The organism is candidate division KSB1 bacterium (assembly GCA_034505495.1).
In the GTDB taxonomy this organism is placed as follows: Bacteria; Zhuqueibacterota; Zhuqueibacteria; order Residuimicrobiales; family Krinioviventaceae; genus Fontimicrobium_A.
Map to the genome: position 1 here is coordinate 1 of JAPDQV010000030.1, position 13,598 is coordinate 13,598.

At 51.3% G+C, this 13,598-nt stretch carries 7 protein-coding genes and 1 tRNA gene; 3 read left to right on the forward strand and 5 right to left on the reverse strand.

Annotated features, from left to right (window positions below; all coding sequences use genetic code 11):
* Window positions 1-114 precede the first annotated feature (114 nt).
* Window positions 115-1,422, forward strand: coding sequence for a T9SS type A sorting domain-containing protein (locus tag ONB24_11315; protein ID MDZ7316706.1), 1,308 nt, complete (start codon window positions 115-117; stop codon window positions 1,420-1,422).
* 80 nt (window positions 1,423-1,502) lie between these two features.
* Here ONB24_11315 and ONB24_11320 read toward each other — a convergent pair whose 3' ends face one another.
* The 5 genes from ONB24_11320 to ONB24_11340 all read right to left on the reverse strand — a co-directional run bounded on the left by ONB24_11320 (window position 1,503) and on the right by ONB24_11340 (window position 10,333).
* Window positions 1,503-2,126: an HAD family phosphatase gene (locus ONB24_11320; protein MDZ7316707.1), complete on the reverse strand. Its 624-nt coding sequence runs from the start codon at window positions 2,124-2,126 to the stop codon at window positions 1,503-1,505.
* A gap of 34 nt (window positions 2,127-2,160) precedes the next feature.
* On the reverse strand, window positions 2,161-3,213 hold the full coding sequence (locus ONB24_11325) for a PorV/PorQ family protein (protein ID MDZ7316708.1): 1,053 nt from the start codon (window positions 3,211-3,213) through the stop codon (window positions 2,161-2,163).
* 39 nt (window positions 3,214-3,252) lie between these two features.
* Window positions 3,253-6,810, reverse strand: coding sequence for a hypothetical protein (locus ONB24_11330; GenBank protein ID MDZ7316709.1), 3,558 nt, complete (start codon window positions 6,808-6,810; stop codon window positions 3,253-3,255).
* Window positions 6,811-6,845: 35 nt separating this feature from the next.
* Window positions 6,846-9,569 carry a TonB-dependent receptor gene (locus tag ONB24_11335; protein MDZ7316710.1) on the reverse strand — a complete coding sequence of 908 codons (2,724 nt, stop codon included), beginning with the start codon at window positions 9,567-9,569 and terminating at the stop codon, window positions 6,846-6,848.
* 690 nt (window positions 9,570-10,259) lie between these two features.
* Window positions 10,260-10,333: transfer RNA gene (locus ONB24_11340), tRNA-Val, on the reverse strand.
* Window positions 10,334-10,484: 151 nt separating this feature from the next.
* Between ONB24_11340 and ONB24_11345 the strand changes: the two genes are divergently transcribed.
* Window positions 10,485-12,311: a Na+:solute symporter gene (locus ONB24_11345; GenBank protein ID MDZ7316711.1), complete on the forward strand. Its 1,827-nt coding sequence runs from the start codon at window positions 10,485-10,487 to the stop codon at window positions 12,309-12,311.
* A gap of 67 nt (window positions 12,312-12,378) precedes the next feature.
* Window positions 12,379-13,503, forward strand: coding sequence for a glycosyltransferase family 4 protein (locus ONB24_11350; protein MDZ7316712.1), 1,125 nt, complete (start codon window positions 12,379-12,381; stop codon window positions 13,501-13,503).
* The last annotated feature ends 95 nt before the right edge of the window (window positions 13,504-13,598 follow it).

A 13,598-nucleotide genomic window follows, 5' to 3' on the forward strand; every position in this document is an offset into this window, starting at 1 on the left:
TCATAAAATATTAAAGACTTCGTCCCGCAAATCAATGGACCGCAAGAAATACATCCGCTTGAGCCGACAATCGCCCTTGTTTAAAACCTTTAAACAAAAATCTAAGGAGGTAAGATGATGCGAACTATATGGGCGGTATTGTTTGCGTGGCCGTTCATTGCCCTCGGCTCTGCAAATCTGATTGTCAACCCGAGCTTTGAAGACGGCGCAACCGGCTGGACATTACTTAACGCCTCGATTGAACCTGGGGACATGATTCACGGATCTTACCTTTGCGCAATTCATGCGGGCGGAGAGGGAAGCGTTTCGCAGACTGCAGCGGTGACCGTAGGCAAGAGTTACGTGGCTTTAGCTTGGATCAAAATGGGCACATGGGGAGAAGCCGGTTGGCTGGAAGTAAAATATGGCGAATTTGACATTCACTTTCAGGAAATTACTCCCGGACAATGGCATCTCTATGCTGTTCCTTTTTGGGCTAGACAGGATCAGGTTACGATTACTTTTCGCGTGGCGTCCAGTACGCGGGGCGCTTTTTGCGACATGTTCTGCCTTGCCGAGTACGAAGAGCTTTTGCAGGACGGCTCTTTTGAAATGGGCGGGAGCGATTTATGGAAGTGGAACGCCTGGAACTGGGGTGCGAACATTTCCGATTGGGAAGCGCATACCGGTTTGTATGCCATGAAAGCCGAAGCAAGCAGCGGCGGCGGTTTCGGTTATTATCCCGATATTTTTGCCCCCGGAGAAATAATTATTGCCGCTGCCTGGATCCGCACCGGTGAAAATTCGCTCTGGTACCCCGGTTTTCGCGATCATACGGGTTGGACAAACCTGGGCTGGTGGGCCGTGCGCAAGGAAAAACATGTTACAGAGATCAACATCGAATACTCGGACGTCAGCTGGAATCAGTATGTCATACCCTACAAAATTCCGCTAAACGGTTTCAATCCCGAAATTCTTTGGTGGCAACAGAACGGCGAATCGGAAAGCTATTGCGACGATTTGATGTTGTTCCGCAGCCCTTACAAAGACTCGGAAATCCCTTGGAAATTCATCATGAATGACCCCGAGGGCATCTGGAACATTTGGCCGAATCCGGACGATCCAACCTGGCCTTTGACACCCGCCGTGTCCGTAGAAAAAATGCAGGACGCATTGCCGCAATGTTTTGTGTTGCGTCAGAACTACCCGAATCCCTTTAATCCGGAAACGCGTATACCCTTTTCGCTGATGCGGGCTGGTCGCGTGAGATTGTCCGTATACAACGCCAAGGGCGCATTGGCGGCGCGGCTGGTCGACAGCTATTTATCGGCCGGTGAGTACGAAATCAAGTTCCACGCGAATTCTTTGCCTGCCGGCGTTTACTTTTATCAGCTCGAGGGGGAAGGGGAAACGCAGGTGAAAAAGATGGTGTTGGTAGAATAGGGCAGGAGGGGCGGCAAAGCCGTCATGGGAAAGAGTGAATTTCGTAAATGCGGCTTTGCCGCTGCTTCTATTGAGTGGCTTTACAGGTTTTGAACGATCTCGATCAGCTGAGATAAATCTTCGATGCGCTGAAAGGCGAGAAAGTCGCCGTCTCTTGTCAGGTCTGTGGGTGCAGCGATACAGCGCAAACCGGCGGCAGCAGCTGAACGCACGCCTCGCTCACTGTCTTCGACGGACAAAGTCTCCGAGGGCTGCAAACTGTATAATCGAAGAGCCGTCAAATACGGATCCGGATGCGGCTTGCGAAAACGAAAATCTTCGAGCGTCAGCACAAAGCTGAAATAGGGCAGCAGGCTTGTGCGGGCATGCATGATCTCGAAATGCCTTCGTTTTGCATTGGTAACGACGCCGAAACGGCAACGGCCTCGCAGATTTTCGAGTACTTCCCGAATCCCTTGCCGTTCGGCCGTTTCGGCCATCAGCAGTTGCTCATACAGCGCGTCTCGGCGCACCCGCAGCGTCGAAAGAAATCCTTCCTCTGCCTGCCCCTTTAACGCCGTTTCGAGACAACTTTTCCCCTGACGTAACGAAATCTCGCAAAAATCTTTGAGCTTCAGCTCAACGCCTATCTCAGCAAGGGCGGCACGATTGGCCTCGAAAAAAAGCTTTTCGGTATCGACCAGAACGCCGTCGTTGTCAAAGATAATCGTCGTAACCAGTTTAGGTCCTCCAAGCTTTTTAAAAGGTTACGCCGACCGTAAAGGTTGACGTAAAGCCGAGCAGGCCAATGTCCTTGTAGGCGTAATCCAGCTTGAGCAGCTTGTTGCCCAATAAAGCAATGTGGGCGCCGCCGCCGAAGGTGATACCGTATTCCGATTTATCCATATACAGGCCACGGTAGCCGACGCGCAGCATAAAGCGGCCGCGTCCGGGTATCGTGTAGGCATACTCGGCACCGAGATTGAGCGATTCACTGTTATTATTGGGATGCAGAGCATCGACGGCAAGGGTGAGCAGCTGAGTGTCGGTGGCAATGGGATACGCCGCAACGCCGAGGCGCAGGATCAGCGGCAGCTCCCATGACTGCAGCCGAAACTGACCCTCTACGTCCTTGTAATTTCCGTTTTGATTCGGCAGAATATCGATGGGGCGCAGCAGATCCATGCCGTCGTAGCGCATACGTGTACCATAGTTGGAAATGCTCATCCCGATCGCCAATCCCTTTTCGCGGTCCCCGTCAGGAGCAAAAAAATGCGTATTGACCAGCACGCCTAAATCCATGGCAGCGGCTTTGGCATTCAGATGCCAAATATTGGAGGAGATGAATTTGGCCGAAGCGCCGAAAGCAAACCACTGGGCCAATTTGCGGGCGTAAGAAAATGATGCGGCATAGTCGGCGGCGGCGTAGGTTTCACCTGTACCTTCCTGCATATCCAGGGAGGTCACCGGTGTGCGGCCGTAGTTCATGCCCGTAATGCCGATCGCCAACACGCCGATGCGCTGCACAGTTACTCCGGCACCCAAAAAACTCACCTTAATGTCGGCAATCCACGGCTGGATCGAGAACTGAATTTCGTTTTTCTCCATGTAGGCCAAACCGGCAGGATTCCAATAGATTGAGGCCAAGTCCCTGGTTGCCGCGACCTGAGCTTCACCCATGGCGTTTGCGGCGCTGCCGATGCCCATCTCCAAGAAATTTGCCGCCGTTGTGCCGACGCGAAACGGCCGATTTTGGCCGAATGCCGTTGCGGTCAGCGCGGCGAACAAAAGCATTGTCGTCAACTTTTTCATGATGATACTCCAGGCTTGAGTCTGTAATTCGCTGACAAATTATTTGATCACGGCAAATTTACCCACTTTTTCATCGCCGCTGACTTTGGATTTGACGTGAAAGATGTACATGCCTGCAGCGATCTCTAATCCTTCGCGCGAGAGCAGATCCCAATGGACGGCGCCGTTTTCAGGCTCATTGTTCACGTCGATTTCATCCACCAAAACACCGGAAACGGTAAAGATGCGGATCTTGCATTGTGCCGGTATGTGCGTGAACATGATCCGTCGCCGCTGATTCAGGTATTTGTTGGCCACCGCCGGTTCCATTTCATTGGTGGCGATGTATGGGTTAGGCACGACTTTGATGGAATCCATCGTCGTCTTGATGTCGCGGGCATTCTGAACCTCTTCCGGGCTGACGGTAAAGACGAGCTTGTCGTTCGACGCAAGCGGACGGATGAGGCAAAGTCGATAGACGTCGTTCGGCTTCGGCAGGCGGTCGGCGCTGCCGGCGTTGCGAAAATCGATAGAGAGAACCGTTCCTGCCCAGTAGATTTTGCCCATATAATTGACGGCATGACCTGCCAAAACGATGTCCTGATCCCAGTCATAGCTGCCGTTGGCGTTCAAATCCTGGGTGAGCAGATCGAGCTTTTCATATTCGCCGGTAGAATCGATTGACGCAAGATTGCGCACATAGAAGGGGTAGGAGACATTGAGAAGCAGGTCATTCCGGCGCAGCGGATTGTCGTAAACGTCACGTATCTGCGAAATAACCGAGGTTTTGGTGCGATAAGCCTCGCTGCCGGTAAAGACGATTTCGTATTCATACGGAAAGTATTTTGTTTCCGGTCCAATAAGAACCTCGATGGGGCTGTTGCCGGTAACCCATCCGGAGTTGACGTAATCGATCATCACCGAATCGACCGCGCGCGACATGTCCACCGTCAGTTGAATGCCGTTGAAAATGTCGGTCAGAATTGGGCTGTCGGTTCGGTAGCGCCAAAACTGCGCATCGGCGTCGTAATAGAGATGATCTTCAGGAAAAGAGTTCGACGTTTCTTCATACACCAGTTCCCGCTTGCCGCTCGTCACATCCCATACCTGAAAGCCGTTGGTCAATAGTTGGCCGTCGAGCGGATGGCGATAGCGCTCGCTGCGCAGATAATCGATGATTCCGGCAGTAAATGTAATCTCGTAGGTATGGTTCTTATTAACGTGACCGATATCGACGACCGACGGCGTGATTAGCCCCGCGGGAATCGTCGGTGAACTGGCCTGATGATCGATGACGATGTCGGGAGCTACGTAACCCGCAGCGCGGGCGTGCGGCGTGACGACCGCCACGTTTTGTCCGATGCGGACAATCTCTTCCGCCTCGTTCAATTCAATGACGACATTGTTTTCGGTCGGTGATACGCCGAACTCAGGGATACCGTAATCGTAGGCAACGATCGCATAATAATAAGTTACACCGTTTTTGACGTCGTCGTCAATGTAGTAGTGGCGGATGCCGGTATCGTCTCCCAAGTAGTAGGCAACACCTTCAACGAGGCCATAGTCCGCATAGCCTTGGATATGATCGATCAGGTCGCATTGAAATAAAGGTACTTTGGCAAATTTATCGCCTTGGCCGGTGGTGATCAGCTCGGCGTCGGAAAACATCTTGTCTGTGGCGCGGTACAGCTTGTAGCCTTCAAAGTCATTGACGTTCTGCAGAAACGGCTCGTGCGTACGCTTATCGGCTAGATCGTCCCACGTCAAAATCACTTTGCCGTCTCCGGCCGTGGCGCGCAGTTTCGGCAGAATGGGGGGCTGGGCGAACCGATAATCGCGCTCATAGATGAGCTGAGCAGTTTCCTTCAGGCGGAACATTTTCGGCGCATAATGGCCGGGAGCCCGCAATTGCGCAAGATTATCGCGCGTAAACATGATCCCCATGGAAATGCGCTCCGTGCGGCCCTTATAAAAGGGGAAGGGGGTTGACGCGAAAACCTCATAGACCGAGCCGGGGCCGCCGGAATAGATGTAGGTGTCCAGGTTATGGGAATCCATCAGTTTCCACATGGTGCGGTCTTGACCGATGAAATAGTTCATGCTTTGCCACTGCGGCCAATCGAAAAGCGCAAAGGAAGTGAGGCCGATCATGTCGGCTTCGGAAACGTCCACGGCGGCAAAGTTCGGCTCGCAGCCCACGCCTTCGATATAATCGGGGCGATGATTGCACTCGCCCTCATCCGGGCCGTTGTAGTTGATGTCCAGCGGCCCGACGCCGTCCAGACCGACGTCGTCCCCAGGATACTCTCCGTCTTCGAGGTACCACATCCCGTTTGCCCCCTGATAGGCATAGACGCCGTTGCCGTTCTTATCATAGCCGTCCTGCCAATCCTGATCCTCATCGCCTTCATAATGGGGATGCAGATCCTCCGGCTTGTAATGATAAAATCGCAAAAATTTTTCGAGATTGGCGATGCCGTCGGTCGGCCCTACCAGAGCGCCTGCCGGATTGTCCCGCTTTTCATCGATCAGGCCGTCTTCATCGTTATCCTCTCCGTCATAGGCGCGTCCAGGGCTTTCAAGATAGGCAATACCTACTACGCCGGGGATCAGGCCGCCTTCACCGACACCGATGGACTCCCAAACGTAACACAGGTCGAGCACGTCGTCAAAGGCGCCTTCTTCCTTATCGCCGCCCGTATCGCCGCCTATGCTGTTGTCGATAAAATAGCCGAAACCGCAGGTGATGAGGTCGTAATCGGAAATGTTGGAAATGTTGTACTCCCAAAAGATCATGTCTTTGGCTTCGGGATTGTTCCACTGAAATCCGCGCACCGAAACGCGCAGTCCCAGACCGCCCCAAGGATAGCCGCGCTGAATGGTCACGTCCGGATCGTTATAGCCGATGACCTTGCCGGGGCGGGGATAGTAGCGCAGCCCCTTGGTGATCAATCGCTCCTGCGGATCGTTGCGCTGAATGATATATTCCATATCCTGGGCGTCGTTGGCGACGAAATAGGTTTCCAGATCGGCATAATGAATGCCGCGGCCGAAGCGGCCGTCCCACTCGCCCGGCCATTTCTTCTCCAATCCCGTCGACGGCCAGCCTTTGAGCGGCCAGGAATCAGGTTTATTGCTCATGGCAGGGTAGTCCTGCAGAGGGTTCAAGTACCCGGGCACCGGATAGAACCCCCATTCTACAGTGCCGTCATAGTTACGGTCCATATTGGCCGGCGAGAAGCTGCTCGATTGGATGTAAAAGAGTGTGTCGATTTGTTTGACTGCCGAAAGCTGCGCTACTAAGAGCGGATCGGTCACCGGCTCACATTCGTTTTTCAAATAGACTTCACCGCCGATCATTACTGAAACGACGTCCAGCATGCGCGTGCCGGTATAGTCGTTCGGCCATTTGGAGGTGTTGATACGCGGATAGTCGGCGATCTGCGTGTTGTTTTCGAAATAGAGCAACACCCGATTGCCGTTCATTGTGCCTGCGCGCTCCCAGGCAATGTCGCCGGCCGGATCATCGGGGCCTTCATAAGGCTTGCCTTGACCGAACGCTCCGCAGGCGATGATGAGTATAAAAAGAAAAAATAACATGTTGAAAACCCGCTTCATGTCGTTCTCCCTTAGACTAACGGTTCGTGTTGTCGCTAAAAAATTATGCCGAAACCCAATTTGATCTGCCGCGGCGCTGAAAAGCAGGAAGGATTTTGCACGCGATCCTCGAAGGTGTTGAAATCGCTGCGGTGGTTGGTTCGGTCTGAATCGAAAATGATCGTTGTGTAAGGCTGGCCTGTGTCGCCGTAAACCCAAACGGCATTTTTGCGATCGAAAAGATTATAGACATTGAGCTGCAGTTGTCCCTTGACCTGCTTGAAAAGCGGAATGTTGTAATACAAAGCCAGGTCGAAACTATAACCCGAAGGCTTGTAGGCGTTGTTTTCGTAAAGATTGATGAGGGACAGCGGACTGATTTCGATTGGGGAATAGGTGTAGGGAGTTCCGGAATTGTAATAGCCGATCAGAGAAGCGCTCCAGGACTTTTCGGTCCAGCGCGCGGTCAGGTTAAAAGTATGCCGCTGATCCCAGGACATGGGAATAAGGCGGGCGATCGGATCCATACTGTTGCCGGCGCGCGTAAAGGTGTGCGTCGGATTGTCGGCATTACCGCGGGTATAGGCCAGAGTGTAGTTGATGGCGGTGAAAAATTTTCCGTAAGCATAGTCCCACTTGACTTCCAACCCGCGGGCATTGCCATAGTCCTTGTTGGTGTACAGACCGTACTCGATCTGGTTGTAAGTGGAGATGATGGCGGTGCTCAGCAGATCATAAATGTCGCGGTAGTACAGCGCCAGTTCCAACCCCATGCCTTTGATCAATTCCTGCCAGATGCCGATTTCGTATTGAATGGTTTTTTGCGGTTTGAGCAGAGCGTTTCCCATGGTAATGCCGTAATCGTTGACCGGCACACGGAAAATGTTGTTGGCATAAAGGGCGTACATCGGCGGCATTTGAAAAAAGTGACCGTAGCTGATGTGAAGAACCGCCTGGTCGCTCAACCGGTAGGCAAGGCCGAAGCGCGGGCTGGTCTGCGTCTGCGGCGGCGCTTTCGGATAAGTCGACATCATGCTGTCCGGCAGGATCAATTGGTTCGCCGGATTGCGGCGATCCGAAGGATAGACCTGATTCGAATTGAAATAGTCATAGCGCACGCCCAGATTGATGACCATTTCGTTGAATTCCATCTTGTCCTGGAGATACGCCGAAAACTCGTTCGGGTAAACGGTATAGACGTCCATCGTTTTGTTGGTGATCGGCATGATTTCCAATTGATAAAAGGGGAAGGAAATCTTGCCGGTCTCCCGATCCTGGACCCGATCATTCTCCATTGACAAACCGGAATAAATATTACGGACATCGACACGATAGCGGTCGATCTTGTGATCGGTATAGAGAAAGCCGGTCTTGAAGCTGTGATTCTTGTTCGCCTGCCAATAGACATCCAGCTTTATGTTTGTATCTTCAAAGGTGTCGCGACTTTTGCCGGGGTCATCGTTGCCGCCCGTAGCAAAGCCGGTGGTATTCGTGCCGCGATACATGGGATGTACATAGCGCGGATCGATCGGATCTTTATAGAGATAGCTTTGATTGATGTTTTGCAGAAAGCCCAATTTAAGGTCGTAAAACAGCGAAGGCCGAATCATGTGGTTGAGCGACAACGAAACATAATGCGAGGTGTTGTAATACGTTCTAAGGGGCAACGGATTGTATTTCCAATAGTGATTGTAATTCTTGTTGCTGCCGTCGTTGTAGGTATACATGGCGGCGAGTTTTAGGTTGCGGCCGGGTTTGAAGGTGAGCTTGCCGCTAAAATTATCGTAGCGGTCGTGATCCATGGAAACGTACTCGCCGGTACCGGTGTGTTCGATATGCCAATCAGCCGGATTTTCGCTGGGAAAGTCGTTATAGTCCCACGGGTTGAAACGATGAATGCCGTTAAGGTAGCCGTTGAGGTTTTGATGCCGATAGTTGAGGAAAAAGCTCAGACGGTCGCGGATAATGGGACCTTCCAATTGTACTTTATAATCCTGACTGAGGTTGAGATCAAAGGAGCTGCCCAATCCCGGAAAGACATCCGTGTGAGCGGTATAATAATTGGCCAGTGCGCCGGATAGGGAACCGTGAAACGAATTACCGCCGTCCTTGGTGACGACATTCACCACACCGCTCATCGCCCGGCCGTATTCGGCGTTGAAGGTTCCGGTAATCACTTCGAGGTCTTGAACCGCCTCTTTTTCTACGCTGACCGCGCCGGAAGTGCCCCAAAAACTGTTGTCCACCTGCATGCCGTCGATCATGTAGGTCACTTCGGTGTTGCGGCCGCCGCGGAAATGGCCGTTGACGACGCCTGCCTGCAGGTTGATCACTTGTCCCAATCCTTCCACCGGCAACAGCGCCATCTCTTCCGAGGAAACATTGCGGACCGAGCTGGTCTGGTCTTTTTTCACTTGAATTTTGTCTGCCGTCACGACCACTTCGGCGCCTTCGATAACCGTCGGCTTGAGTTTGGCGACCACTTCATAGGTGCGGTTGACCGATACGCGAACCTCATTCAGCACCAGGGTTTCGTAGCCCATCATCTGAATGCGCAGAGTGTAAAGGCCGGGCGAGACGTTGATGATAAAGAACGAGCCGTCTGCTGCCGCCGCCGCGCCCATCGAGGTGCCGACAACAACAATATTAGCGCCTGGCAACGGATCGTTGGTCTGCTGATCGAGAACAACGCCCGCTATTTTGCCGGTCGTTTGTCCGAAAAGCAGCGGAAGCATCGTAAGCAACAAAAAGCAGATCTTGTGGCAATGGTTCCAGGTCATAAGGATTCCCTCTTGCTTTTTAGAGATACAAAAAACCAAATGATCATCTTGCAAACATCGATCTTAAGAATCGACCGGTGGGAAAGCTGGATAGTTTACTTGTTAAATCGAATGTATTGAAATGAACTAACTATTGCAAAAAGATTTTTAACTTTTTTGAAAAAGTTTTGACATTTGTAATAATTTTTCTATCACATCGAAGAGTGATCTAGCTGATTAACAAGGGGGAGCTGTGCGCCGAGTTAACAGGACTGATTCCGGTTTATTCAATTATAGATACCATATCTTTTGCTATATAGGCATTTCGCTGCTAAATGAAATATTATGGTGACACCATAGCTGATTCTTATGGTCATTCGGCCGAAGAATAATGATTTTGAACGAAAAAAAATTTTATAGTGCCGATAAACTTTGTCACCCCGAAATGAAAGAATGCCTGTTTATTCACCAATTAACTTGAATTTTTAACCGGCGGGAAAAAAGGGGAAAGATTAATGGAATACTAATCGCCATGTTTGGAAAGCGACATGACTTGTCAAGATTTAATCATACAGGAGAAGAGTATGCATTCATTCCCTGCTCTGCACAATGAAGGGCTGGAAAAGAGAGGAGTATTAATTTGGATCAGGTACAGAAAAACAAAAAAGCCGTCTTAAAGACGGCTTTTCACTGTCTGTATGATATATATCGTGGGCGATACTGGAATCGAACCAGTGACCTCCGGTATGTGAGACCGGCACTCTGACCAACTGAGCTAATCGCCCTCTAACAAAATATATTGCAATTTTCATTGAAATGCAAGCTTTAAATAGACAAGCCGCTTGTCTCCAAAAAACCTTCGCTTTTTTTCAAATATTTAAATACATTCTGAAAAAATTGTGAAAACGTTTGTCAAAAAAGCAAAGGGATCGGATCATGCATCTGCACGCAATCGACCTCGGAATTATTGCACTTTATCTGGCTGCCACGATTTTCATCGGCTTTTACATCTCGAAACGAGCCTCGCGCGGCCTCGATTCCTATTTTTTAGGAGACCGCGGCATGCCGTGGTATATTCTTGGTGTGTCGAACGCTTCGGGAATGTTCGACATTACCGGCACGATGTGGCTGGTTTATATTTTGTTCGTCTACGGCCTCAAAAGCGTCTTTCTACCCTGGGTTTGGCCGGTTTTCAACCAAATCTTTCTCATGGTCTATTTGTCGGCCTGGCTGCGGCGCTCGAACGTCATGACCGGCGCCGAATGGATTACGCTCCGTTTCGGGAAGGGTAAGGGCGCGACGCTCTCCCATCTCAGCGTTGTGGCTTTTGCGCTGATCAGCGTGGTCGGTTTCCTCGCCTATGATTTCAAGGGCATCGGCAAGTTTGCAACCCAATTTCTGCCGTGGGACTTGACCAACGTCATCCCGGGAATCTCTTCAGCCAACATGTATGCCTTTATCTTTATGGGCATCACGGCGCTTTACGTCATTTCCGGCGGCATGTTCAGCGTGGTATTTACAGAAGTGCTGCAGTTCTTGATCATGACCGTTGCCTCGATTGCCGTCGGCGTGATCGCCATGGCCAAAGTTTCACCACAAATGCTGGAGAGAGTCTTGCCTGCAGGCTGGAAAAACATCTTTTTCGGCATGCATTTGGATCTGGACTGGACGGGCATCCTCAATTCCGCCAACAGCAAAATTGCCTCGGACGGCTATTCGCTTTTCGGCTTTGTCTTTATGATGCTGATCTTTAAGGGCTTCCTGGTGAGTATGGCGGGCCCGGCACCCAATTACGACATGCAACGCATCCTCGCCACACGTTCGCCGAAAGAAGCGAGCATGATGAGCTGGTTCGTCAACATCGTTCTGTTTATTCCGCGCTATATGATGATTGCCGGTGTGACCGTTCTGGCATTAGGCTATTTCCTGCCGGAGCTGCGCGCCATGGGGGAGAACGTCGATTTCGAAATGGTGCTGCCTTATGCCGTGAGCCGGTTCATCCCCATCGGCCTGCTCGGTCTGCTGTTGGCGGGTCTGATTTCCGCCTTTATGTCCACTTTTGCCGCTACGGTCAATGCGGCGCCCGCTTATATCGTCAACGACATCTATAAGCGCTACATCAACCCGACGGCGGACGACAAACGTCTGGTCTTCCTGAGCAAAGCGGCATCGCTGGCTGTGGTCGTCGTCGGCATGGGGTTCGGCCTTATCGTCGAATCGATCAATTCGGTGACTTTGATGATCGTGAATGCTCTATGGGGCGGATACGCCGCCGCCAATGTCCTGAAATGGTACTGGTGGCGATTCAACGGTTACGGCTATTTCTGGGGCATGGTCTCGGGCATTCTGACTGCAGCAATTTTTTACGCCTTCGACCCTAATATGGCGCCGATAAAGTCTCTGAGCATTTTTCCGGCAATTCTTGCCGTTTCCATGTTCTTTTGCGTCATCGCCAGTCTGCTGAGCAAACCCGACCCCGATGAGGTTCTAAAAGAATTCTATCGCCGCGTCCGTCCCTGGGGATTCTGGAAACCCATACATGACAAAGTCGTCGCCGAACACCCGGAATTCAAAAAGAACACCAATTTCGGGCGCGATTGGGTCAATATCTTTGTCGGTATCATCTGGCAAACCTCACTCGTTGCCTTTCCGATCTTTCTCATCATCCGTGAATGGTCCTCTCTCATCATTACGATCCTTGTGATTGCCCTGACCAGTTTTGCCCTCAAAAAGAACTGGTACGATAAACTCGAAGAGGATTGACGGTCGGCTGATGCGGCATGATGCAGGATTCAAATCATCATGCCGCTGTAAAGATAGATCCCAATTCATGAAGCCCATTGTACTCCACGTTGCGCCCATGCCGCCGCAGCTCGGCGGCATGGAAGCTTTTGCCGGCCATCTGATGCCTGCGCTGGCCCGTTATGTCGATGTCATTGTCCTCGATATTGCTAAACCGTTATTGTTTGCGCAGCCCAACTACCGAGTCCATGTCGGGTATACGCTTTTTAAAAGACCCTGGCGCCACACTTTGCTGAGCTACGCCTACTCTGCCGGTGCGTTCAAAAAATTCCTTCTTTTATTGCGTTATCGCGGGATTGACCTCATTCATATTCATACAGCCTCTTACACTTCGTTTTGGGAAAAATGTCTTTACATTCTTGCGGCGCGGTTGGCGGGTAAACCTGTCGTGCTGCACGTTCATGGAGCGCTGTTTGACCAGTTTTATGATTCCAGCCCCCCCATTGTGCGGTCGATCATTCGCCTTTTTCTGGCTCAGTGCCGGTCGGTTATTGTCTTGGGCGAAAAATGGCGGCGGTTTTTTCAAAAGGTCGTCTCGGAGCAAAAACTCACGGTTATCGAAAACGGCATAGCCCTGCCTGCAGCGCTCAAGCGTGCGCCGCACGCCGGTCCGCTCGTTTTCCTTCATTTGGGCGAGATCAGCGAGCGCAAAGGCATCAGTGATTTGTTGCGCGCCTTTTCTTTGGTCAAAGAACAGAGAAGCGATTTCATTCTGCGACTCGTCGGCGGCGGGCAGCTCGGAGCTGCTGCACAGCTTGTCGAGACTCTTGGGTTAGGGGCAAATGTAGAGATCCTTGGGCCGAAAGTCGGCGACGAAAAGTGGGAAATGCTTTTTCGCTCCGATGTCTTTGTCTTGGCATCCCATGCCGAAGGCATGCCGATCGCCCTCATAGAAGCCCTTGCGGCGGGCTTGCCGATTATTGCCGCCAAAGCGGGAAGCGTTCCGGAAATGATCCAGGATGGACGAAACGGTTTTCTTATCGAACCAGGGGATTTTCGCGGCTTGGCCACGACTGCCTTGACCTTATTATCTAGCCCCATTCTTTGTGAATCGATGGGGCGTGAGAACCGGTCTTTGGCCGAGAGAAGGTTCGACATACGCATCTGTGCCGAAAAAATGGCGCGGCTCTATCGACATCTTTTGTCAAACTAGAAAAATTGCATAGCAGTACAAAATCGTATAAGGCCCTTTTTAAAGAATTTTTGAATGCTTTTTTACCTTGCAATTTATTGAATTTATTGCTAATA